25 protein-coding genes and 1 riboswitch are annotated in these 22,613 nt (G+C 69.4%); of the genes, 13 read left to right on the forward strand and 12 right to left on the reverse strand.

Translation table 11 applies throughout. From position 1 onward, the window contains the following. Positions 1–184: 184 nt before the first annotated feature. From ACQP06_RS12425 to ACQP06_RS12445, 5 genes are all read left to right on the forward strand, one after another. Positions 185–595: a hypothetical protein gene (locus tag ACQP06_RS12425; RefSeq protein WP_433672360.1), complete on the forward strand. Its 411-nt coding sequence runs from the start codon at positions 185–187 to the stop codon at positions 593–595. A 143-nt stretch (positions 596–738) separates the two neighbouring features. After that, positions 739–1,962, forward strand: coding sequence for an MFS transporter (locus ACQP06_RS12430; protein ID WP_433672361.1), 1,224 nt, complete (start codon positions 739–741; stop codon positions 1,960–1,962). A gap of 38 nt (positions 1,963–2,000) precedes the next feature. After that, a riboswitch (SAM riboswitch) is annotated at positions 2,001–2,110 on the forward strand. A gap of 13 nt (positions 2,111–2,123) precedes the next feature. Further along, a complete protein-coding gene (locus ACQP06_RS12435; RefSeq protein WP_433672362.1) occupies positions 2,124–2,912 on the forward strand; it encodes an AfsA-related hotdog domain-containing protein in 789 nt (262 codons plus the stop codon). Continuing rightward, the gene (locus tag ACQP06_RS12440; RefSeq protein ID WP_433672363.1) at positions 2,909–3,628 is read left to right on the forward strand and encodes an HAD family hydrolase; all 720 of its coding nucleotides are present in this window, start codon (positions 2,909–2,911) and stop codon (positions 3,626–3,628) included. The genes ACQP06_RS12435 and ACQP06_RS12440 overlap by 4 nt, the downstream gene beginning before the upstream one ends. Further along, complete coding sequence (locus tag ACQP06_RS12445; protein ID WP_433672364.1) at positions 3,622–4,467, forward strand: hypothetical protein; 846 nt, start codon at positions 3,622–3,624, stop codon at positions 4,465–4,467. Before ACQP06_RS12440 ends, ACQP06_RS12445 begins: the two co-directional genes overlap by 7 nt. A 6-nt stretch (positions 4,468–4,473) precedes the next feature. On the opposite strand, the gene ACQP06_RS12450 is transcribed toward ACQP06_RS12445, so the two are convergent. Then, complete coding sequence (locus tag ACQP06_RS12450) at positions 4,474–4,800, reverse strand: DoxX family protein (protein WP_433673299.1); 327 nt, start codon at positions 4,798–4,800, stop codon at positions 4,474–4,476. Positions 4,801–5,066: 266 nt separating this feature from the next. Between ACQP06_RS12450 and ACQP06_RS12455 the strand changes: the two genes are divergently transcribed. Together ACQP06_RS12455 and ACQP06_RS12460 are read left to right on the forward strand one after the other, a co-directional pair. After that, positions 5,067–5,702, forward strand: coding sequence for a hypothetical protein (locus ACQP06_RS12455; RefSeq protein WP_433672365.1), 636 nt, complete (start codon positions 5,067–5,069; stop codon positions 5,700–5,702). A 76-nt stretch (positions 5,703–5,778) separates the two neighbouring features. Then, on the forward strand, positions 5,779–6,435 hold the full coding sequence (locus ACQP06_RS12460; protein WP_433672366.1) for a hypothetical protein: 657 nt from the start codon (positions 5,779–5,781) through the stop codon (positions 6,433–6,435). Positions 6,436–6,438: 3 nt separating this feature from the next. On the opposite strand, the gene ACQP06_RS12465 is transcribed toward ACQP06_RS12460, so the two are convergent. Beyond that, a complete protein-coding gene (locus tag ACQP06_RS12465) occupies positions 6,439–7,452 on the reverse strand; it encodes an NADP-dependent oxidoreductase (RefSeq protein ID WP_433672367.1) in 1,014 nt (337 codons plus the stop codon). A 108-nt stretch (positions 7,453–7,560) separates the two neighbouring features. Here ACQP06_RS12465 and ACQP06_RS12470 point away from each other — a divergent pair, with 108 nt between their 5' ends. Continuing rightward, positions 7,561–8,256: an LmeA family phospholipid-binding protein gene (locus ACQP06_RS12470; RefSeq protein ID WP_433672368.1), complete on the forward strand. Its 696-nt coding sequence runs from the start codon at positions 7,561–7,563 to the stop codon at positions 8,254–8,256. Between the two features lie 69 nt (positions 8,257–8,325). On the opposite strand, the gene ACQP06_RS12475 is transcribed toward ACQP06_RS12470, so the two are convergent. Beyond that, entirely contained in the window at positions 8,326–8,928 is a 603-nt protein-coding gene (locus ACQP06_RS12475; protein ID WP_433672369.1) for a TetR/AcrR family transcriptional regulator, read from the reverse strand. An 80-nt stretch (positions 8,929–9,008) separates the two neighbouring features. Between ACQP06_RS12475 and ACQP06_RS12480 the strand changes: the two genes are divergently transcribed. From ACQP06_RS12480 to ACQP06_RS12495, 4 genes are all read left to right on the forward strand, one after another. Continuing rightward, positions 9,009–10,031, forward strand: coding sequence for a GlxA family transcriptional regulator (locus tag ACQP06_RS12480; RefSeq protein WP_433672370.1), 1,023 nt, complete (start codon positions 9,009–9,011; stop codon positions 10,029–10,031). Positions 10,032–10,137: 106 nt separating this feature from the next. Further along, on the forward strand, positions 10,138–11,103 hold the full coding sequence (locus ACQP06_RS12485; RefSeq protein ID WP_433673300.1) for an alpha/beta hydrolase: 966 nt from the start codon (positions 10,138–10,140) through the stop codon (positions 11,101–11,103). A gap of 29 nt (positions 11,104–11,132) precedes the next feature. Next, on the forward strand, positions 11,133–11,843 hold the full coding sequence (locus tag ACQP06_RS12490; RefSeq protein WP_433672371.1) for an alpha/beta fold hydrolase: 711 nt from the start codon (positions 11,133–11,135) through the stop codon (positions 11,841–11,843). A gap of 39 nt (positions 11,844–11,882) precedes the next feature. Continuing rightward, on the forward strand, positions 11,883–12,848 hold the full coding sequence (locus ACQP06_RS12495) for a DUF1152 domain-containing protein (RefSeq protein WP_433672372.1): 966 nt from the start codon (positions 11,883–11,885) through the stop codon (positions 12,846–12,848). Between the two features lie 12 nt (positions 12,849–12,860). On the opposite strand, the gene ACQP06_RS12500 is transcribed toward ACQP06_RS12495, so the two are convergent. Beyond that, positions 12,861–13,472, reverse strand: a complete 612-nt coding sequence (locus ACQP06_RS12500; protein ID WP_433672373.1) for a DUF4126 domain-containing protein — start codon at positions 13,470–13,472, stop codon at positions 12,861–12,863. A 199-nt stretch (positions 13,473–13,671) separates the two neighbouring features. Between ACQP06_RS12500 and ACQP06_RS12505 the strand changes: the two genes are divergently transcribed. Further along, positions 13,672–14,967, forward strand: a complete 1,296-nt coding sequence (locus ACQP06_RS12505) for a lipopolysaccharide biosynthesis protein (protein WP_433672374.1) — start codon at positions 13,672–13,674, stop codon at positions 14,965–14,967. On the opposite strand, the gene ACQP06_RS12510 is transcribed toward ACQP06_RS12505, so the two are convergent. From ACQP06_RS12510 to ACQP06_RS12545, 8 genes are all read right to left on the reverse strand, one after another. Beyond that, positions 14,940–16,157 (reverse strand): L,D-transpeptidase, encoded by a 1,218-nt coding sequence (locus tag ACQP06_RS12510; protein WP_433672375.1) that lies wholly within the window; start codon positions 16,155–16,157, stop codon positions 14,940–14,942. The genes ACQP06_RS12505 and ACQP06_RS12510 overlap by 28 nt on opposite strands. Positions 16,158–16,317: 160 nt before the next feature. Then, on the reverse strand, positions 16,318–17,220 hold the full coding sequence (locus tag ACQP06_RS12515) for a metallophosphoesterase family protein (protein WP_433673301.1): 903 nt from the start codon (positions 17,218–17,220) through the stop codon (positions 16,318–16,320). Positions 17,221–17,273: 53 nt separating this feature from the next. Then, positions 17,274–17,771 (reverse strand): cupredoxin domain-containing protein, encoded by a 498-nt coding sequence (locus ACQP06_RS12520; RefSeq protein WP_433672376.1) that lies wholly within the window; start codon positions 17,769–17,771, stop codon positions 17,274–17,276. Between the two features lie 108 nt (positions 17,772–17,879). Further along, on the reverse strand, positions 17,880–18,575 hold the full coding sequence (locus tag ACQP06_RS12525) for a Rieske (2Fe-2S) protein (protein WP_433672377.1): 696 nt from the start codon (positions 18,573–18,575) through the stop codon (positions 17,880–17,882). After that, entirely contained in the window at positions 18,572–19,144 is a 573-nt protein-coding gene (locus tag ACQP06_RS12530; protein ID WP_433672378.1) for an RNA polymerase sigma factor, read from the reverse strand. Before ACQP06_RS12530 ends, ACQP06_RS12525 begins: the two co-directional genes overlap by 4 nt. A 123-nt stretch (positions 19,145–19,267) precedes the next feature. Continuing rightward, a complete protein-coding gene (locus ACQP06_RS12535; RefSeq protein WP_433672379.1) occupies positions 19,268–20,413 on the reverse strand; it encodes a TDT family transporter in 1,146 nt (381 codons plus the stop codon). Between the two features lie 80 nt (positions 20,414–20,493). Continuing rightward, on the reverse strand, positions 20,494–21,060 hold the full coding sequence (locus ACQP06_RS12540; RefSeq protein WP_433672380.1) for a DJ-1/PfpI family protein: 567 nt from the start codon (positions 21,058–21,060) through the stop codon (positions 20,494–20,496). Between the two features lie 56 nt (positions 21,061–21,116). Continuing rightward, the gene (locus ACQP06_RS12545) at positions 21,117–22,565 is read right to left on the reverse strand and encodes an ABC1 kinase family protein (protein ID WP_433672381.1); all 1,449 of its coding nucleotides are present in this window, start codon (positions 22,563–22,565) and stop codon (positions 21,117–21,119) included. Positions 22,566–22,613: the final 48 nt, after the last annotated feature.

Consider the following 22,613-nt stretch of genomic DNA (forward strand, 5'->3'; position numbering starts at 1 on the left):
GTCCGAAACCATACCGGTGGAGACAGCCATGAGCGCATACCGTGAGATCTTCCGAAATGTCCTCATAAGAAGCCTCGCCCCAGTCGGATTCGGGGTACTGGCGCTGATTGTCCCGGTCTCCGCGCACGCCGACGCGGACCGTGGAAACGGCTGTGTTCTGTACTCTGACAACACATCAGCAACTGTGGACTCACTCCGGTTCAGATGTGCCCTCGAGCAGCTGGACGCGATCTATCGGGACGCCCCGCCCGGTGACGTCCCGGTCGGCGCGAAGGACGGCTGGGTCGCCGCCCCCCTCCAGACGCAGCCCTGGCCACCGTTGGTCTGGATCGGCAAGGACTTCTACACCGGTCCCACCGGCGGCTACCTGCAGAACCGCCTGACCCCCGCGGGCCTGGAAGCCTGGCCCGCCACTGTCTATACCGGGCCGTCCGTCGTCGACGGCGAGCCCACCTGGATCCTCGACTACGCCCCGTCCCCGACCCCGTTCGTGTACGACGAGATCCGCCAGGTCACCCCCGGCGTCTGGCTCGGCTACACGTGGATCCGCGTGGGCGGCAACTTCGTACCGCAGTTGAGTTTCATCCTGGCCTGAGCCGTCCGGCGGCTTCGGATCAGCGCGCACGTAACCGTCGTGCCCGGTGGTCTCGGATTGATAGACGTGGACTCCGTTGTCCACGAAAGGAATTCGATGACCACCTCGTTGTTTCTCCCTGCCCGCGTCCGGGTCGTGCGGTCATGAGCGCGCCCGCGGAGACCGAGGCGTGGGCGCCGGTCGGGCGCACCGTGGGCGCGGTGTGCGCGGTCGGGATCCTCGTGGTCGGGCAGTTGTACGTGGTCCTGCCGGTGCTGAATCGGCTGGCGGCGGACTGGGATACCTCCAAATCCGCGGCAACCTGGACGACCACGGCCTTCGGGCTGGCCTACGGGGCGGGCTTCCTGGTGACCGGGCCGCTGTCGGACCGGTGGGGGAGACGGCCGGTGATCGTCGGCGGGCTGGCGGCCACCGTGGTGAGCACCCTGCTGGTGGCGGCCGCATCGGGTCTGGTGGCCGGGCTGTCGGCGCGAATCCTGCAGGGGCTCACGGCGTCGTTCTTCGCCCCTGCGGCGTTCGCCTATCTGTCGGAGCGGATCGCGCCGGAGCGCAGGATCTTCGCGCTCACCTGCCTGACGAGCTCGTTCCTCGGGGCGGGGGTGGTGGCGCAGGTGCTGGCTCAGCTCATCGGGAACGCGCTGGGCTGGCACGCGATCTTCGTGGCCGGGGCCATCGCGTTCGCGGTCTCGGCGGTCGTGCTGTGGGTGGTGCTGCAACCGCCGGTCCGGTCGGCGGATTCCCTTGCGGACGAAGGTGATCCAGGAACCGGCGTTACGCCGCTGCGGTCGGTGTTCGCGCCGTTCGCGGATCTCCTGCGGCAATCCCGCCTCCTGCTCTTGTATCTGAGCTGCCTGGCGATCCTCGGCTCCTTCGTGGGCATCTACACCGGAATCCAGCTGGCCCCGCCCGAGGGTGTGGGCTCCGGCAATGGCGCGCTGCTCGCCCTGCGGGCCAGCGCGATTCCCGCCATGGTGGCGATTCCACTGCTGGCCGGACGGCTCGGCGGCATCGCCCCGGCCACCCGGCTGGTCGCCGCGCTGGGAGCCGCCGCGCTCGCCGTGGCTGTGACCGCGGTGCCGCTCGGCGGGGTCTGGGTGGCGGTCTGGTTGTTCGTGTTCGTCGCCGCCATCGCGGTGGCCGCCCCCGCCGCCGTCCAGACGATCACGGCCCGCGCGGGTGCGGCCCGCGGCGCGGCCACCGCGCTGTACACCTTCGCCCTGTTCGTCGGCGCGAGCGCGGGCCCTCAGCTGGCCAATCTCGTGGCCCGGCACGGCTATTCGGCGGTCGCCCTGGCCGTCGCGGCGCTCGCGGCGATCGGCGCCGCGCTTGCCGCCACGGCCGGGTTTCGATCGGCGTGGTTGAAATGATTCTCGAAAGTATCTGCCCCCCATACTGTTTCGCTCACGGTCATGAGTTCCAGCGCGAAGCCCCGGCTCGCTGGGCGGCAACCCTCCGGGCGGTGGGGTGCTCCGGGTGACGACCGGATGGCGGCGAGCGTCGCCATAAGCGTCTTGTTCTCGGAGGGAAAATGTCTGTAGCTCAGCTCGATTCGGCGTCCGCGACCGTGGCGGAGGCGGCCGTCGGCGAGGTGTTGCTGGTGGCCGACCGGTTCCGCGGGATCGCCGCGGACGATCGTGCCTTCACCGTGTCCGGTCTGGTGGCCGCGCTGCGCGCGGGCCGCTGGCGGACGGCGGAGGAGCCGTTGACCGTACGGCTCGGGCAGGGGGTCACCCGCCACGATCTCGACTACGTCGAGCATGTGGCGATCGTGCACGCCCCGGCGGGCTTACGGGTGGCCGGGGCGGTCGCCGAACCGGCCCCGCGCCATCAGGTGCACAAGTATCAGCACTCGAATGTGCTGCTGGCCGGGCTGGTCCGGGAATCGGAGACCGTGTTCCGGGCGGATTTGCGGATCCACGGCGACAACGAACTACTGCTCGACCATCAGACCGGCGAGCATGTGCAGGGGATCGTGATCGTGGAGGCGGTGCGCCAGCTGTTCCTCGGCGCGTTCGAGCTGGAGTACGGCCGCCGCTGGCCCGAACAGCACTTCTACATCGTGTGGAACAGCATCGAATTGGAGTTCAAGTCCTTCCTGTTCCCGCTGCCCGCCACCCTGCACGCGACGCTGACCCCGGTGTCCATCGATGATCCGGGGAAGCTGGAATTCAGCATCGAGGTGGAGGTGCGTCAGCTCGGCCGCGCCGTCGCCACCACCCGGATCGGCTACGCCGCCCTGCCCAACGAACGCATCTCGCAGATCGAACGGCACAAGGCGGCCAAGGCGATCGCGGCCTACCTCGACGAGGTGGCATGAGCGCGGGCGCGGCGTTCTTCGACGTCGACGAAACGCTGATCACCGTCAAGAGCATGTTCGCGTTCCTGCGGTTCTGGCTGGCCGAGAACGGGGACGACGGCGGCGAATACGCGCGACTGACCAAGGAGATCCAGCAACGGGCCGCGGCGGGCACACCGCGGGAGGAGGTGAATCGGCACTACTACCGGGCCTATCGCGGCGTCGAGGCCACGGCACTGGACGCGGCCGGGCAGCGCTGGTTCGCGGAATTCGCCGCGAGCGATACCGTCTACTACACCGACACCGTGGAAAGGCTGCGCGCACACCGCGATTCTGGGCATGCCACGGTGCTGCTGTCGGGCTCGTTCGGCGCGGCCGTGGAACCGGTAGCGGCGGCGGTCGGAGCCGACCATGTCATCACCACCGTGCCCGTCGCCGACGAGCACGGCGTGCTCACCGGCGAGGTGTGGCGGCCCATGATCGGCGAGGCCAAAGCCGCGGCAGTCACCGAGTTCCTGCGTGAACACGGGATCGCGCGGGAGCACAGTTACGGCTACGGCGATCACGCCAGCGACCTGCCGTTCCTGCGGGCCGTCGCGCACCCCGGCTATCGCGGTGACGACGCGGTGCTCGCCGTCCACGGCACCGGCTGGATCCACCTGTCCGACCGGGTCGGCGCGTCCGTCGACGACCCGGGCCGCCTTCTCTCCGACCAGGAAGTGCTCTCCGTATGGTGACCAAGCGCTATGAACTCACCCCGACCACCCAGGGGCCGTTGTACCCGCCGAGCGAAGTGCTCGACGCCGACGGCGATTTCATCGTCGTGGGATACCTGACCGTCCCTGGGCCCGGCGGCACCGTCACCCGGCGCTGGGGGCGGGCCATCGTCGCGGCCGACACGCCCGTGCCCGCCTTCGGCGAGCTGGCGGCCTACACGATCGTGCGGGAACTGCCCGACGAGTTGCCGGAGGAAGACGCGGCGGGGGTCCTGCACACGCTGCCGCTTCCGCTGCCCGCCAACAACTATCCGGTGGTCTTCGCGCCCGATCAGCTCCCCGAGGCCGCGAGCGTGACGCGGCCGAGCTACCCGTTCCACGAGACGCCCATCCCGGACTTCCGGCCCGAGGACGGACGCAAGCTGACCGGCCCGGTGACACTGGGGGACTGGCTGCGGGCACGCGGCGCCCTGGACGTGACCGTCGACCTGGACGATGCGCGGCAAGCGGAGTTCCGGTTCGAGTTCACCGGGCTCGTCCCGGATTCGCTGTACACGGTGATGTCCCTGCGCGCCAAGGACTTGGACCCGGACGCGCCCACCCGGCCCGGGCCGCTGGGTGTGCCCAATGTGTTCGTCACCGACGAACACGGCACCGCGAGCTACCGGGCGGTGCTGCCCAATCCGTTTCCGGATCCGGCGCTGCCGGGGGCGAACCGCATCATCAGCGTGGTTGTGCTCTGGCAGAGCTATCAGCAGAACTACGGCGGCGCGATAGGGCATTTCGGGTTGGGCGGTGATATCCACGCCCAGCTCAAACTGCCGGACCCGTCCTTCGACGAGTTCCTGACCACCGACTGAGGCCGATCACCGCGCGGCGCGGTACACCCGTCGCGCGGTGAGCACCAGCGGAATCTGCAGCGGGAGGCGGAGCAATGCACCGGCTTTCAGCGGCAGGGCGCGGTCGCTGCTCAGCCAGTCGTAGGCCATGTACAGGTTGCCGGGAAAGACCGCGACGAAGAGCAGGGCGGCGAGCCGCGCGCCCAGGCCGCGGGTGCGCGGGATCGCGAGCAGGGCGCCCGCGGTGAGCTCGGCCGCGCCCGAAACGTGGGTGTAGGTGCGGGGTTCGCCCGGCAACTGGGGCGGGATCAGGGTGTCGAAGGGCTTGGGCATGAGGAAGTGCAGGGCGCCCATGCCCAGCAGCAGGCCGGCGAGCGCGATGGCGCGACCCCGAATTCCATTGGTGCCGACCGGTTGGATTGTCGCCGGAGAGTGCGACAGATCTGCTGTCATTGGTGCAGCATAACCGGTTGGTATGTATTGCTCGGCGGGCGGCGGGATCCGCTTTTCCTCTCGGTGTGTCGTCGTGGGCGAGTGGCCGATCACCAAGGGATAGCGCACAATTAGGCTGCCGTCCGGGTCGAGCAGGGGATGTTATGAAGGCGCACAAGGGGCTTGCGATGGCTCTGCTGGTCCTGAGCATGACGATCGGATGCTCGAAGGAGGCCGCCCATCCGGCCAATGCGCCCGCCCAGGCGGTTCCGCAGCCCGCGCCCAAACAGAACAATTCCGCGATCCCGGTCGGGCCCGGACCCCAGGGCACCTACACCGTGCAGGCGCAGCCCGCGCCCGGCAGCTGCCACTACCGCAAGACCGCCGCGGGCGAGCCGCTGCCCGACCCGGCCTGCACGCCGGGCGCGCTGAATCCCACAGTGACAGCGGCCAATCTGGCCGACACCATCTGTAAGTCGGGATACACCGCCTCGATTCGGCCCAACAGCAATATCACCGGCCGCGAGAAGACCGAGAACATCAAGTCCTACGGCTACAACGGCGACCCCCGCGACGGCGAGTACGACCACCTCATCTCCCTCGAACTCGGCGGCGACCCCAATGACGCGCGCAACCTGTGGGTCGAGCCGCCGTCCCCTGGGCACAAGGACGGGGCGGGCCCGAACAACCCCAAGGACGGCGTCGAGTCGAAGCTGCACACGCTGATCTGCGACGGCAAGGTCGCCCTCAGCGACGCGCAGGTCGCCATCGCGACCGATTGGACGACCGCACTCGCCACGGTGGGCTTCCCTGCCGGCAAGTGAATGCGGGGCGCGCGTCGCCCCCGGCGTGCCGCCGCGAAACCACCTCACGCTGGTGCCACCGGCCTACGATCGAACGATGCCGGCGTCGCAGGAGCGCTCGACCATGATCGAGGGCCGGGTCGTGCACAAGCTGAACAACGCCCTGGAGATCACCTTCAGTGTGGGGCCCGAGGACGCGCTCGCCACCGGGGTGCAGGGCGCGGGCAACGGGCTCGGGGCCAAGGCCGCCATCCTGTTCGGCTTCAAGAACGGCGGCACCGGCAGGCATCGCATCACCTACGCCGACGGATCGGTGGTGTGGGTGGAGTCCAAGGAGTCCGCGCCCACCGTCATCAGCCGCGGTGACGGCACCTCCATCGGCTCGATCCAGCGCGCCGACACCTCCACCGCCGTCGGATCCACGGCGGGAACGCTTTTCCATTTCGTGCCCGACCCGGACGAGCCCCGCACACCCGAACTGTTCCGGCTGCTCGTACTCGACCGCATGGGTGTGGAAGTCGGCCGGCTCGACGTGGTGCGCACCGCGGGCGGCTGGACCGTGGGGCGGCTGGTGAACGACCTCTACAACGAGTCGTTCTGGTGGGATCGAGCGGGCCAGCCGCTGCCGGTACCCATCCTGGGCACCCGGCTGTGGCTGAAACACCCGCTCGACCCCGTGGAACGCGATGTGCTGCTGGGGGTGTGCGTGGACATCGCGCTCGGGCTGCGGCCCTACATCAGCGCCATGCGCTAGGCGTCAGTCCGCGACCTTGATGATCAGCTTGCCGACGTTCTTGCCGGTGAGCAGACCCTGGAACGCCTCGACCGCGTTCTCCAGACCGTCGACGATGTCCTCGAGGTAGGTGAGCTTGCCCTCGGCGATCCACTGCGCCGCGGTCGGCTGGAACGCGCCGATCTGATCCCAGAACTCCGACACGATGAAGCCGCGCACGGTCAGGCTCTTGCGCAGGATGTTCGAGGTGAGCAGCGGCAGCCGGTCCGGGCCGGGCGGCAGATCGGTGTCGTTGTAGTTGGCGACCAAGCCGCACAACGGAACCCGGGCATAGGTGTTCAGGCGTGGCAGCACCGCGTCGAACACCGCGCCGCCGACGTTCTCGAAGTACACGTCGATGCCGTCCGGGGTGGCGGCGGCCAGCTGCTCGGCGAAATCGGGTGCGCGATGGTCGATCGCGGCGTCGAAGCCGAAGCGGTCCCGCAGCAGCGCGACCTTCTCCGGACCGCCCGCGATGCCGACGGCCCGCGCGCCCTGGATCTTCGCGATCTGGCCGACCGTCGCGCCGACCGGGCCGGTGGCGGCCGCGACCACCACCGTCTCGCCCGGCTTCGGACGGCCGATGGTGAGCAGGCCGGTGTAGGCGGTCAGACCCGGCATGCCGAGCACGCCGAGCGCGGTGGTGAGCGGCGCGGCGGCCGGATCCAGCTTCTGCAAGGCCTGCACGTTCTCCACCGAATGGGTCTGCCATCCGGCCCAGCCGAGCACGATATCGCCGGGTTGCAGTGCCGGATCGGTGGATTCGATCACCCGTGACACCGCGCCGCCGCACATGGTGTCGTCGACCTCGACCGGCGGCGCGTAGGACGGCGCGTCGCTCATCCGCCCGCGCATGTAGGGGTCCAGCGACAGATACAGCGTCTGCAACAGCGCCTCGCCCGGCCGCGGCGGCTCGAGCTCCACGGTCTCGGTCCGGAAGTTCTCCTGCTCGGGCATCCCGACCGGGCGGGAGGCGAGCACTATGCGGGTGGATTTCATGCCTACATTGTGGCGATTTCGTGGGGATTCGCGCCCGGGTTCCGCGTGCCCGTCCTCGTCACCGGGATTCGCCAGCATGATGGGTGGCATGGCTGAACAGATGAACACATGCGCGGACTGCTGATCCTGCTGGTCGTGCTGGCGATCGCGCTGATCGTCGGCGACCGCGTCGCGGTCGGCATGGCCCAGAACGAGATCGCCCGCCAGATCGCCGCCGACTACAAGCTGCCCGAGCAGCCCAAGGTCACCATCGGCGGATTCCCCTTCCTCACCCAGGCCGTGGATGGGACCTACTCCGACATCGGCATTCGGATCGGCGACTGGAGTGACCCCGACATCTCCGTCCGCGACCTGGACGTCAAGCTCACCAATGTCTCGGCGCCGCTGGGCGACGTCGTCAACAAGCGCACCGAGAACCTCACCGCCGAGACCGCCACCGCCACGGCCCGCGTCCCCTACGACACGGTCCAGCGCTACGCCCCGGCGGGCGTCGAGTCCATCTCCGACAGCCCCGAGGGCCTCCGCGTCGCCGGAACCTTCACCGTGGCCGGTATCCCGGTTCCCGCAACGGTCTTCGTCACCGTGGCTCTCGCCGACAACGGCATCGTCGTGACCCCGACGTCCATCCAAGCGGCGGCGGGTGGCCCCACCCTGTCCCTGGCGGCGCTCAGCGAATCCCTGACCTTCACCATCCCGCTGGAGAAGCTGCCCCTGGGCGCCCGCCTGACGTCGATCACGCCCGCTTCGGACGGCCTGCACGTCACCGCCGTCGCTCGCACCGTCCACTTCTCCGACCTGTCCTGAGCCGCTGCCCGGACCGGCCGGAGTCACCGGCTCAGCGGCCGAACAGCTTGTTCACCCACGCCGGAGCGTTCAGCTCCGGGGTAGGTCGGCCCAGTCCGGCGGGAGGATTTCGCAGGACACGTCGGCGATTTCGCCGAGGCGGGCTGCGGGGACGCCGATCCGGCTCAGCTGGATGAGGCCCTGGGTGGTCATGATGACGCTGGCGCCGAGGGCTGAGAGCAGGGCCTCGTCGGGCTGGGGCATGGCCGGGCGGAGCCGGTCGGCCACAGCGGTTTCCATGGCCGTGGTGGTGCGGGTGGCGATGGTGGCCACCTCGGGAATGCGAGTGGCGAGGTGGGCGATGCTGTTGATCATCAGGCAGCCGCGGTGGTCGGGGTGGGCGGCGCAGTCGTCGATGACCGCACGGCACAGGGTGCGGACGGCGTCGCGCGCGGAGCCGGGAGCCGACTCGACGGTCTCGCGCACGAAGTGGGCGCGCTGCTCGCAGTAGTGCTCGAAGGCGGCCAGGAACAGCCCGCGCTTGCTGGTGTAGGCGGCATAGATGCTGCCGTTGCCGATACCGGTCGCGCGCGAGACGTCTTCGACCGACGTGGTGTCGAAACCCTTCGCCCAGAAGAGTTCCACCGCGGCGGCGAGCAATGCCTGCTCGTCGAACTGCCGTGGTCTGCCCATGGGGTCACCGTATCAATATCGATCTGCGATCTCGCACACTCGACTTGTTCTGGAGGCTGGCCTCCAGAATACTAGTGGACATGTCAGCCAAATCTTCCGATACGAACCGCCGCAGGGTGGGGATCCTCGTCTTCGATGGTGTGAAGATGCTCGACTTCGCCGGTCCCGCCGAGGTCTTCATGGAGGCCAATCAGGCGGTGCACGGCTACGACGTGGTCTTACTGTCCCCGGACGGGCGGGAGGTGCAGACCTCGATCGGTGCGAAGGTGGCGGTGAACGGGGCCGCGGCCGAGGCTGGAACCTTCGACACCGTGGTGATTCCGGGCAGTGAGCTGCCCGCCTCGGTGTTCGTGACGCCGGAACTGCGGGCGGCGGCCCGGCATCTGTCCGTGCGCACCCGGCGGCTGGTGTCGATCTGCAGCGGGACCGCGGTGCTGGCCGAACTGGGCCTGCTGGACGGGCGACGGGTGACCACGCACTGGAAGTTCGCACCGGACCTGGCCCGCCGATACCCGGCGGTCGAGGTGGACGCCGACGCCATCTTCGTGCGCGACGGAAACCTGTACAGCTCGGCCGGAGTCGCCGCGGGCGTGGATCTGGCGCTCGCGCTGGTGGAGGAGGATCACGGCGCGGATGTGGCGCGGCGGACGGCGCAACTGCTCGTGGTCTACATGCAGCGGGCGGGCGGACAGTCGCAGTTCTCGGCCTCGCTGACCGGTCCGGTGCCGCGCAGCCCGCTGGTGCGCCGGGTCGTCGATCTGATCTGCGCGGATCCGGCCTTCCCGCACACCGTGCAGACCCTGGCCGCGCACGCGCAGGTCAGTGTCCGCCATCTGACCCGGCTGTTCCGGACCGAACTCGAACGCTCCCCGGCCGAATACGTGGCCTTCATCCGCTTCGGCGTCGCCCGCGATCTGCTGCACGCCGGGTCCACGGTGACCGAAGCGGCCATGATCGCGGGCTACGGCAGTGGTGAGGCGCTGCGTCGGGCCTTCGTTGCGCGCCTGGGCGTTTCGCCGCGCAGTTACCAGCAGCGGTTCCGGACGACCGGGTCCGCTAGCTGGGCGGATGACCAGGAATCGGCGGTCGCGGCCGTGTCCTGAATCGTGGATTTCGCGGCCGGTAGGGCGGGGCGGCGCGAGGTGTTTCCGGACGAAAATGACTAGCGTGGCGCCTGCCCCCATTCCCGGCGTCGCGGAAAGGATCATCATGTCCGGAAACCCGCACCACCTCTCGCTCGAACCGGCCGCCCAGGAGTTCGTGGACGCCACCTCCCAGCCGCCGTTCCTGTACCAGCTGCCCCCGGAGGAGGGCCGCAAAGCCGTTGACTCGGTACAGGATTCGCCCATCTTCAAGCCCGAGATCGACGAGGAGTGGATCACCGTCGAGGGCGGACCCACCGGGTCGGTGCGCGCCCGCATCGTCAAGCCGCAGGGCGTGACCGAGCCGCTGCCGGTCATCGTCTACACCCATGGCGCGGGCTGGGTCTTCGGCGACGCGCACACCCACGACCGGCTGGTGCGCGACCTCGCGGTCGGCGCGCGGGCGGCCGTCGTGTTCCCCGAATACGATCGCTCGCCGGACGTGAAGTACCCGGTCGCCAACGAGCAGTCGTATCGAATCGCGCAGTGGGTCACCACCGATGGCGCGAGCAAGGGTCTCGACGCCACCCGGATCGCCGTCGCCGGCGACTCGGTCGGCGGCAATATGGCCATCGCGCTGACCCTCATGGCCAAGGAACGCGGCGACGTCACCTTCGCCCAGCAGGTGCTGTTCTACCCGGTCACCGACGCCAACTTCGACACCGGCTCCTACCAGCAGTTCGCCGAGGGCTACTTCCTGACCCTCGACGGCATGAAGTGGTTCTGGGACCAGTACACGACCAGCGCCGAGGACCGCGCCCGCATCGACGTCTCGCCGCGTCGCGCCACCGCCGACCAGCTCGCCGGACTGCCGCCCGCCCTGGTCATCACCGCCGAGGCCGACGTGCTGCGCGACGAGGGCGAGGCGTACGCCGCGAACCTGCGCGCCGCCGGCGTCCCCGTCACCCAGGTCCGCTACGGCGGCATCATCCACGACTTCGTCATGGTCAACGCCCTGCACGACACGCACGCCGCGAAAGCCGCTGTGGCCCAGGCCGTCGCGACCTTGCGCGCGGCGCTGTACCCGGCCTGACCATCGACCTCAGCTCAGGAGCACACCGAATGACCACAACCCCGACCGTCGTCCTCGTGCACGGGGCGTTCGCCGATTCCTCCAGCTGGAACGGCGTCATCGACACCCTTGCCGCCGAGGGCATCCCGGTCCTCGCGGCCGCCAACCCCCTGCGCGGACTCACCTCCGACGCCGACTACATCGCCTCGGTCGTCGACAGCGTCGACGGCCCGGTGGTGCTGGCCGGGCATTCCTACGGCGGCAGCGTCATCAGCGTTGCCGCCCAAGGGAAGTCGCAGGTCACCGCGCTCGTCTACGTGGCGGCCTTCATTCCCGAGATCGGTGAGAGCGCACTGGAACTGACCGGCAAGTTCCCGGGCTCCACCCTCGGCCCGACCACCCGCCCCGCGACCTATCACCGGGCCGACGGCAGCGAAGCCACCGAACTCTACATCCGCCGGGAAGAGTTCCCCCAGCAGTTCGCCGCCGACGTCCCCACCGCCGCCACCATGGCGGTGACCCAGCGCCCGGTCGCCGTCGCCGCCCTGGAGGAACCGGCCGCGGCCGCCGCCTGGCGAACCATCCCGGCCTTCGCCCTGCTCACCACCGCCGACAAGAACATCCCCGTCGAGGCTCAGCGTTTCATGGCCGAACGCGCCGGGGCCGACACCACCGAGGTCGACGCCTCCCACGCCGTCAGCGTCTCCCGCCCCGACGTGGTCGCCGACCTCATCCTGCGCGCGGTCCGCCACAACCGCTGAGCCCCCTTCCCGACACGAAGCCTGCCTACACTGGGCCCGGTGTCAGCACCCACCTTGTTCGATACTCCGGTCCTGCATCGTCTACGGGACTGCGAGCGGGTTCTGATCGCCGGGGCCGGTGGGGGTTTCGACGTGCTCAGCGGGTTACCGATCGCGCTGTCCCTGATCGAACGAGGGTGCACGGTATTCCTCGCGAATCTGACCTTCACCGCCGCGAAGCGCACCTCGGCGGTGGAGGTCGGACCGGGCGTTTTCGAAGCGCGCCCGGATTCCGATGGGCCGCAGTCCTATTTCCCGGAGAAGCACCTCGCCGCCTGGTTGGCCGAGCGGGGGTACGGGGACCGGGTGTACATGATCAAGAAGGGTGGGACCAAGGCGGTCCGGGCCGCCTATCGCTGGCTGGCAGACGAATTGGGCGTCGACGGGGTCGTCTTGGTCGATGGGGGAACCGATCTGCTGATGACCGGGGACGAGGCCGGGCTGGGGACGCCGGTCGAGGACATCACCAGCCTGCTGGCGGTGCAAGCCCTGGATGTGCCGGTGAAGACCGTGGCGTGTGTCGGTTTCGGGGTGGACGCGCATCACGGGCTGTGCCACGCGCATTTCCTCGAGAACGTGGCGGCGCTGGCCCGAATGGGCGCCTACCATGGGGTTTTCGCTTTGACGCCGGGGATTCGGGCCGTGGACGAGTGGCTCGAGGCGGTGACGTACGTGCAGGGGAACACGCCCGATCGGGAGAGCATCGTGTGTGCGTCGATCACCGATGCGGCACGCGGCGAGTTCGGAGATCACCGGTCGGTGCCGCGGACCCGGAGCGGGGACTACGAGTTGTTCATCAACCCGCTCATGTCGATGGTGTGGGGGTTCGACCTGGACGCGGTCGCGGGACGGGTGTTGTACCGCAACGAGATCGAGGACGCGGCGACTCCGTACGAGGTCGCGGCCGCCATCGAGGCGTTTCGGGATCAGATTCCGCTACGGGCCCGGCGCGCGATTCCCGGCTGAACGACGCGGGGGTCACTGCTGTGGTCGGTCCGGTTGGCGGTCGCTGCGGGCGCGCCGGGCGCGGAGCCAGCGCCTGGCTCGGAAAGCCAACCAGCCCAGGAAGATGAGCAGCAGCAGGATGGCGGCGAAGGCGAGGACGGGGACGGCCAGGGCCAGGACGGTCAGCAGCAGGGAGGTGCCGTCCTCGGCGGTGGAGACCACCGGGTTGCCCACGCCCGCAGTGGTTCCCGTGACGAAGGGGCGCGCCACGGTGCGGCCCGCGTGGACGCTGCCGGCGGTGACCGCGCCGAGAATGGCGGCGACGGCGGGCGGGAGGTTGGAGGAGATGCTGGTCTCGGCGGTGAAGAGGATCGCGCCGGAGGCGGGGGCCACGAGGGTGCCGATGGCGTGCAGGACCGAGTCGATGGCGGGGATCTTGTCACCGATGAGGTCGAAGACCAGCAGCAGGGCGATCACGATCAAGGCGGGGGTGGAGGAGAGCCAGCCGTAGGAGGAGCCCAGGTCGATCCAGCCCATGCGGTCGGCGGCTCCCACGACCAGCAGGGGGAGCCAGGCATTGAGCCCCGCCGCGCCCGACAATCCGAACGCGCCGAGGATCGCTCCGACGGCCGATGTGATCTCCATGGGACCAGTGTGCAGGCACCCGGGGAAGGCGGCCGGTATTTGGGGGCGGTCGCGGGTCCGGTTGCGGGACTGCGCGGTTCATTTGAACGGGGCGTTACGGTTTCCCCCAACCGGGCGGGATCGGGTGGCGGGGTGGGTGGTGCGGCGAGAGAATTTCGTCGTCGACCCGGGGTGCGCGGTCGGGGAGAGAGGGACCGCCATGGCGGATCGGCGACACCTGGGTGGCGCGTTGGTCGGACGCGTGCGGGCGAAGGTGGCCGAGGACGGGCTGCTGTCGGTCCTGCGGGACATCGGGTTCGTCAGTCTCGGGAAGTACGGGCAGTTCCTGGTGACCGCGGTGACGGTGCCGCTGACCGCGCGGACGCTCGGGGTGAGCGGCGTCGGGCTGCTGGCCATCGGGATGTCGGCGTACTTCCTCGGATCGCTGGTCGTGGATCTCGGGATCAACACCTTCATGGCCGCGCTGCTCGGGGACGACGGACTCGACGAACTGCGGGGAAGTTACCTCGCGGTGCGGGCGGCCGGGCTCGGCGCACTCGGGGTGGCCCTCGCGGCGGGACTGTCTTTCGAGGCCGGGGCGCACCTGCGGATGATCCTGCTCGGATTGTTCGTGGGCGGGTTCCTGTCGATGTCCGAGGACTGGCTGCTGGTGGGGCAGGCCAGATTCGGGGCCTCGATGTCGTATCAGATCGCCGGGCGGGTGGTGTATCTCGTGCTGCTGGTCGGGGTATTGCCGCGGCTGCCGCACGCCGAGATGGTGCTGGTGTGCCTGCTGCTGTCGTCCGTCGTCACGGTCGCGCTGACCTGGTGGGATGCGAACAAGCGGTTCGGGAAGCCGGGGCGGCCGAGCAAGGTGGTGATGATCCTGCGCAAGGGCGCGCCCGTGCTCGCCTCACGGCTGCTGGTCACCAGTTACGGGCAGGGGACGGCCACCGTGTACTCGTCGGTGCTCGACGCCGCCTCGCTCGGGTTGTATTCGGCGGGTGACAAACTCGTGCGCGCCACCCAGTCGCTGCTGGATCCGATCGGGCTGGCGCTGCTGCCCCGGATGGCGCGCGAGCGCACCGATCCCGGCTTCTGGCGGCACGAGCTGCGCGCCCTGGCCGCCTGCGTGATCGTGGCGGCCGTCGCGGTGGCGGGGATCTGGATCGCCGCGCCGCTCGCGGTGCGGGTCATCTACGACGACGAGTTCCGCGCGGTGGTGCCGATGCTGCGGGTCGAGGTGTGCATCCTGGTCGCGACCGCCACCACCTCGTTCGTCACCACCGCGATCCTGCCGGTCCGCCAGGACACCGTCGGCATCATGATCGGCGCGGTGATCGGGACCGCGGTGGCGGCCACCGCCCTGCTGCTCACCCTGCGCACCCACTCGGTGTGGACGCTGGTGTGGGGCACGGTGGCCGCCGAATTCTGTGTCGCGGCCTGGTATCTCGCGCGCACCGGGCAACTGGCCGCGCGCGAGCGGCGTCAGCCGGCGCTACCGGCCAGCCACTGATCCCACGGCAGCGTCCAGTCGCCGTTCTGCCACACCTCGAGCTGCGCGCCGCCGGTATTGCGCACCTCGACCACATCCCCGGGCTGCGCGAAGTTGAAGAACCACTGCGCGTTCTCGAGATTGAGGTTGAGGCAGCCGTGCGAGAGGTTGGTATTGCCCTGCGCCCACACGGTGGAGTCGAGCTGATGCAGGTAGATGCCGTCGGTGCTGATGCGTGTCGCCCAGCCGATGGTTTCCTTGTACCCGAGCCGCGAGTTGATCGGCAGCCCGTAGGACGAGGAGTCCATGATCACCGGGTTGGCCTTGTCCATCACCGTGTAGGTGCCGGGCATGGTCCAGAACGTGAACGTCTTGCCCGCCACGGTCTCGGAGCCGCCGCGGCCCATGGAGGTGGGCATGGTGCGGATCAGCTGACCGTTCTCGAACACCTGCACCTGTTTGGTGTTGTCGTCGGCGATGGACACGTGCGAGGGCCCGATCACGAAGCGCGACTTCGCGTCCTCCTGCCCGAACAGCCCGTTGCCGACCTCCACGCCGTACAGGTTGGCCGCCACGTTCACCTTGGTGCCGGTCTTCCAGTACTCCTTGGGCCGCCAGTGCGCATTGCGGTTGTCCAGCCAGTACCAGGAGCCCTCCACCGGCGGATCGGTGGTGACGACCAGTCGCTTCTGCGCAGCCGCCCGGTCCGGGATGTCCTCGTCGAAGTGCGCGACGATGACCATGCCCACGCCGTAGCTGTTGCCGTCGACGATGGCCTGCCCGCCCGTGGTGTTCAGGTACACCTTGGTCTGGTTCTTCGGGTTGATGGTGGTGAAGGTGGAGGTGACCGGCCCGGTTGGACCGGTCACATCGACACCGGAAGCCTTCAGCGTGTAGGTGCGGCCGTAGCCGAGCTGGTCGTTGGGCTTCCATGCGGTCTTGTCCGGCGTGTAGGTGCCTTCGATGACCTTGCCGTCCTCATTGCTGAGTACGACGTCGGTCAGCACGCCCCCGGTGGTGCTCACCTTCACCGGCGCCGACGGATCCACCTTGTCCGAGCCCGGCGCGGGCGACACCACGATGGACTGCTCGACCGGCGTGCGCGGACCGACCTTCCCGCTCGGGAGATTGGACGAGCAGGCCGCAAGCACCAGCGTGAGCGTGACCAATACGCTCGCTGCGGCGTTCGTCCGAAAACGGCGGGGTGGCATGGCTTCCCTCCTGTAATCGCCGTGCGCCGCATCGCTGCACAGCATCTTGTTACTGCCCAGCGTAGTAGATTACTCGCCGCTTTCGATCTTCCATCACCAGGTCATCCCTGAGAAATGACACCGATGTGAGACCCGCGAGCGACACGCCGGTCGGCAGTGGTCATTTCAGCGTCTGTTCCTTGATAGCGAGTTGCTGTTGCCCCTTCTGGAAGGTCACCTCGCGAATTCCCAGCGCCTCGTGCAGCTTGCCCGCGGGCAGGGTCACCGGTTTGGGCGCGGGCCCGTCGCCGGGCTTGGGCAGGGGATAGGCGGTGGTGGTGCCGCTGTAGAAGGTGACATTGCCCTCGGTCTTCGTGAACAGCTGGTGCACATGGCCGTTGAGGCAGGTGACCGATGAGAACCGCTTCAGGTAGCTGAGCGCCTGCGTGGCATCGTCTGTGCCCCAGCCCCATTGGGGGTACATGGCGAACAGCGGGATGTGGCTGAACACGATGATCGGTGTGTCACTGGACAACCCGGCCACATCCTTCTGGACGAAGTCGAGCTGATCCTGCCCGAGATGGCCGAGGTTCTTCAGGTTGAGCGTATTGACCAATCCGATCACGTGCACGCCCGCGATGTCGAAGCTGTACCAGCCGTCGCCGCGCGTGCCATTACCGAAGACCGACCGGTATCGCGAGCCGCCGTCATCACTCGAATCATGTTCTCCTGGAACGGTGAACACGTGCGGCGTCGACAGCCCGCCCATCATCTGCTTGACCTGATCGAACTGCTCCGCCGTGGCCAGGTGGGTCAGATCGCCGGTGTGGATCACGAAATCGGGCTGATAGCCCAGCGAATTCACCTGCGAGACGGCCTCGGAGAAGGTGTCGGTGACACTGGTGTTCGCGGTCCCGGTGAACCCGATATGGCTGTCGCTGACCTGTGCGAACCGCAGCGTGGGCCGGGCCGGGGCGGCCGGCGCGCTGCCGGCCACGTGCGACACCACCTCGCCGCCCACCACCGCCAGGCCCACCGCCGCGCCGAACCAGGCGCTGTGCCGCATGAGCTGGCGGCGGGTCATCCGCTGTGGATCGCGGGAGTCTGCCTCGTAGTCGTCAGCGGGAAGATCGGTGCTCACGGCGTCACCACCACGGTCGCGTGCATGAACGGATGGATCGAGCAGACGTAGGCGAAGGTGCCCGGCTTGGGGAAGGTGAACGTGTAGGTCGCGCCCGTCCCCAGCGTCGGCGAGCGGAAGCTCCCGTCGTTCGCCACGACGGTGTGCGGCTCCTCGTCCTTGTTGGTCCAGGTCACGGTGGTGCCGGCCGTGACGGTCAGCGAGCCGGGACCGAACGCGAAATTGTCGATGGCGACGGCATCGGGCCCGGCCGGCGCCGCGGGCGCCCCGGCGGCGGAGGTGCCCGCCGCCGAGGTCATCCCGGGCATGGCCGGGCCCCCGCCGTCCGGCACCATGCCGGGCGTGGCGGTGCCGGAAGCGAAGGTGAATCCGGGCGCGGCCGGATCCGCGGCTTCTCCGCCGCCGGTGGAGCCGCACGCGGTCGCCGTGAGCAGGGCCGTCGTGGCGACCCCGACGGCGACGGCTACGCGTCGCGGGCTACGGGTGGGTCTCATGAATCCGGTCCTCCGTCCGGGATGGGTCCGTTCGCTGCTGCGAACCGGTCATCCATGGATAGGGGAGCGGGTTACACGGGAACCGTTGCGCCCGAACGCTATTGATCGTCAGGCAGGCTCGGTGGGCGCGAACACCTCGATGGTGCCGTTGTTCTCGCGCACCTGGACCAGCGGCAGCGGCGCGGGCGCCACCGGCAGCTGATGGGTGACCACCTGACCCTCGATCGAGAACGACGTCGAATGGCAGGGGCAGCGCAGCCGTTCGGCCGGGGCGTCCAGCCACAGTTTGCAGCCCTGATGCGTGCACACGCCCGACACCGCGACGGGATTCCCCTTGTCGCGGCGCACGAATCCGTTCACCGTCCCCACGTCGAAGGCCACTGTCGCGCCCTCCGGCAGATCCGCGGACCGCGCGATCGGCAGCCACGCACCGGAATTGGGCGACAGCGGCGTCTGCCGCGCGGCGGGCGGCGCACCCTCCTGACCGTGCCCGAGCAGGGTCCGATCCACGACCGCGCCGACCGTGGCGGCGGCCGCGGCGGCGGAGGTGCCGATCAGCAGATTGCGGCGGCGATACCCGGTGGGCGACGCCGATTCCGGCTCCGGCTCCGTCATCTCGGCGGCAAGCCGCCGGTGCAGGCCGCTCAGGAACTCCTCGCTGGGCGCGTCACTGCCCAGCCGGGCGGCGCGCAATTCGATGGCCGCGCGCATCTCCTCGGCCTCGGCCTCGTCGGGGGTGAATCCCGTGGACCGCTTGGCCGCCAGTAGTTCGTCGACGAACCGCCGCACATCCCGCCCGCTCACCGCACACCTCGCTCATTCAGCTGGGCCGCCATCCGCACCGCCCGATGCTGCAACACCTTCGCATTCGCCACCGTCACCCCGAGGGTCTGCGCCGATTCCCGGATCGAGAGACCTTGCAGGAAACGCAGTTCCAGGATCCGGCGGTAGTGGTCCGGGAGTTCGGACAACACCGCCTTCGCGCGCGCCTCGGCGCCAGAGTCGTGGAACTCCTCCGGCGGATCGTCGGCGATGTCGCCCTCGATCGTGGTGATCTCCCGGCCCATGCGGGCCTTCCAGTGCGCGGCCAGCACGGTGCGGGCGGTGGCCCGCAGGTAGGCCCGCACCTCGGGGACGCTGGCCGTCATGCGCAGCGGTTTCAATGCCGCGGTGAACACCTCGGCGGTCAGATCCTCGGCGTCGGGCCGGTTGCCGACCTTGCCGAACATCAACGCGTACACCCAGGTGGCGTTGTCCCGGTACACCGCTTCCCAGCCGGGGTAGCTGTCACCGGACACCAGCCGCAACTCCCGACCCGCGCCGGAACTCGCGTCCGGCTGCGTCCGGCGCTCGGATTCGACCCGTCGCACCATGAACCGCCGCTTCCCGCATCCATCGAAGAACTCGACGCGTGTCCACGTCTGTCAGTACATAGCGGGCGGGGTTACAGCGCGGCCTTTTCGACCGCATCGGGCACGATCGGGCCGGACCGTGCCCTAGTGGGCGGGCCGCAGCAGCTCGCCCAGCACCAGCCCGCGGACGGTCTTCGCGGCCACGACCAGCCAGGCGGCGACCAGCAGCGCGTACAGGGCCACCGCGGTGACCGCGAACAGATCCGCGCCGGTGTGGCCGTAGAGGGCGGTGCTGCCGGTGACACAGCAGCCGAGCGGGAAGGTGAAGCCCCACCAGGTCAGGTTGAACGGCATCGAGGTGCGGGCGTGCCAGGTGACCGCGACCGCCAGGGCCAGCCACAGCATGGCGAATCCCCAGATGGGAACACCGAACAGCACGGTGAAGACATCCATGCCGGCGGCGGTGCGCTCATCCACCACGCCGGGGGCGACCGCGGCCAGCGCGCTCGCGGCGGTCACCGACTGGCCCAGCGGGCCCAGCACCAGCCACACGGTCGCGACCATCCCGGCGGGCGGCAGCCCGTGATGCAGCAGCCGCGACCAGATCAGGGTGGTGGTGACCAGCGAGGCGATCAGGCTCAGGCCGAACATGGCCAGGCACGCCACGAACATGGTCAGCCGGGCCTGCCCGGCGGGAGTGTGCGGCACCAGCAGCGCGCCCAGCGCCGCCGACACCATGGGCGGCACCACCGGCATGAGCCAGCCGCCGAACGCCGAATCGGGATCGAATTGGTGCCGGGTGATCATCCGATAGGGGATGCTCGCCGCGGTCAGCAGCCCGAGAACCGTTCCCGCCGACCACAACACCCAGTCCACGGTCACGGCGGCCGACAAGCCGATGACGTCCTTGCCCAACAGCAGGGTGCCCGCGCCGACGGTCATCAACGCCATGGGCGCGGCGCCGTAGAACTGCATCATCACCGGGTGCATCCCGTGGCCGCGGGCCTCCTCGGGATAGCGCCGCCAGTGCAGCACCCACGCCCCGGCCAGGACGATCAGGATCAGCGAGGCCAACGCCCACGCGACGGTCGCGGCGCCCCGCAATCCGGGGAACTGTGTCGGCAGGGTGGCCGCCGCGTTCCCGATGATCCCGGTCCCCATCACCACGGCGAACCAGTTCGGAGCCAGGTACCGCAGCGGCTCCCGGCCACCGGAATGTTCCGCGGTCGCCGTACCCACGCGGTCGGCGGTCGCGGCGGGAACGGTTCGGCGGAAGGTCACTGTGGTCATGCCTCAACCTTGGCCCGACCGCACTTCCGCCGGTAGCGGCCACATTCCGATGGATGCATAGACTCGGTCTATGCCCTGGTTCAGTGAACCGATGGGGCCGCCTTGCGCAGGACCTCCAGGAACGCGCGCATCCACTGCGGATGGTCGGGCCAGGCGCGGCCGGTGACCAGATTGCCGTCGACGTGATCCGGGCTGTCGACCCAGCGGCCGCCCGCGGCGGCGATATCGGGTTCCAGCGCCGGGTAGGCGCTCGACGAGCGGTCGCGCAGCACCCCGGCCGCGGCGAGGATGAGCGGGCCGTGGCACAGGGCGGCGATCGGTTTGTCGGCCTGCGCGAAGTGCTGGACGATGCGACGGCAGTCCGGATCGCCGCGTAGATACTCCGGCGCGCGGCCGCCGGGCACGACCAGGGCGGCGTACTCGGCCGGATCGACCTCGCCGAACGCCAGATCGGCGGGCCAGGTGCGGCCGAGCTTCTCGGTATAGGTGTCGAAGCCCGCGGTGAAATCGTGGACCACGAACTGGAGTTGTTTGCGTGCGGGAGCCGCGATATCGACCTCGTACCCCTCCTCCAGCAGCCGCTGGTAGGGGTACATGACTTCGAGGTCTTCGGCGGCATCGCCGGTGATCAAGAGCACCTTCGTCATGGCGCACCTCCCAGTCGATGGTATCGGGATCGGCTGCGCGCCTATGGGTTTTCGGTTCAGCCGATGATCCGGGCGCGCCGATCGGTCGGCGCCGGTCGCAGGTGGCGCACCACCGCCAGGTCGGCAGGCTCGGCCTGGCGGGTGTCGTAGCGGTCGAACACCGCGGCCAGTTCCGGTGACCAGCGGGCGAATTCGGCGCGGATCGGGCCCTCGGTCTCCAGCTGGCACACCACGCCCAGCGCGGTGAGGAAGCAGCGCGCGAAGGGGGTGAAGTAGGCGGGCATGTCCAGTTGGCGGTGGACGTTCGAGAGCCGGGGCGCCAGCACCGAGCGGGCATGGCCGCGCAGCCAGGCGGTGGTGAGGCGGAAGGTGGGCACGGTGAGCGGCTCGCCGACGGCGTCCAGCCCCTCGGCGAGCGCGGCCACGTCGTAGTCGCGGCCGGGCCGGACGAAGCCGTGGCGGCGGACCGCCGCGTCCAGTTCCGGGATGCCGCCGTTGAACGCGGCGTCCATCACCTCGCCGACCAGCTCCTCGAACCCCGGGGGCGGCCAGGGCGTGCAGGCCCCGAAATCCACCACGCCCAGCCGCCCGTCCGGGAGGATCCGGAAATTGCCCGGGTGTGGATCGCAGTACAGCAGGCCGGTGCGGGTCCACGCCGAGAGCAGGAATCTGATGATCAGCATGCCGACCCGGCTGCGCTCGGCGGGCGTGCCCGACTCGATGATCCGCGAAACCGGTGTGCCGGTGAGCCATTCGGTGACGATCACATCGCCCTGCTGGACGATCACGTCCGGGACGGCGAAGTCCGGGTCGCCCGCGTAGGCCTGCGCGAAGCGGCGCTGATGTTCGGCCTCGGCCACGTAGTCGAGTTCGTCGGCCACGCAGGTGCAGATGGCCTCGGTCACCGCGGGCACGTCCGCGCCCGGCGCGAACACCGTGGCCAGCACCGAGAGTCGGCGCAGCTGTTCGAGATCGGCGAGCACCGCGGCGTGCGCGCCCGGATACATGACCTTCACCGCCACCGGGCGGCCGTCGCTCCACACCGCGCGATGCACCTGTCCGATCGAGGCGGCCGCCGCGCGGCGGTCGTCGAATTCGGTGAACCGCGAACGCCACTGGTCGCCCAGGCCCGCGACCATCGCCTCGTGCACGGTGGCGGGCAGCATGGTGGGCACCGATTCCTGTAGCTGGGTCAGCGCGGTCCGGTAGGGCGAGGCGATCTCGGCGGGCAGGGCGAGTTCGTAGAGCGAGAGCAGCTGGCCGAGTTTGGTTGCGCAGCCCTTCAATTCGCCGAGCACCTCGAAGATGTGCTGGGCGGTGCGCAGCCGGATCTCGGAATCCACCTCGGCGGCCGAACGGCCCAGGGCGCGCTTGCCGACGCCGGCGGCCTGACGGCCCGCGAATGCGACCGGGAGACTGGCGATCCGGGCATTGCGGACGGCAGCGCGGATCGGCGGGCCGCCGGGGTCGCCCGCTGTCCGTTCCCGGATTCGCCGAATCGACATTGCTCACCCCATTGTGTGCGCGGCAGGGCCATCGAGTGCACGGCAGCG

Source organism: Nocardia sp. CA-136227 (assembly GCF_050955695.1).
Lineage (GTDB): Bacteria > Actinomycetota > Actinomycetes > Mycobacteriales > Mycobacteriaceae > Nocardia.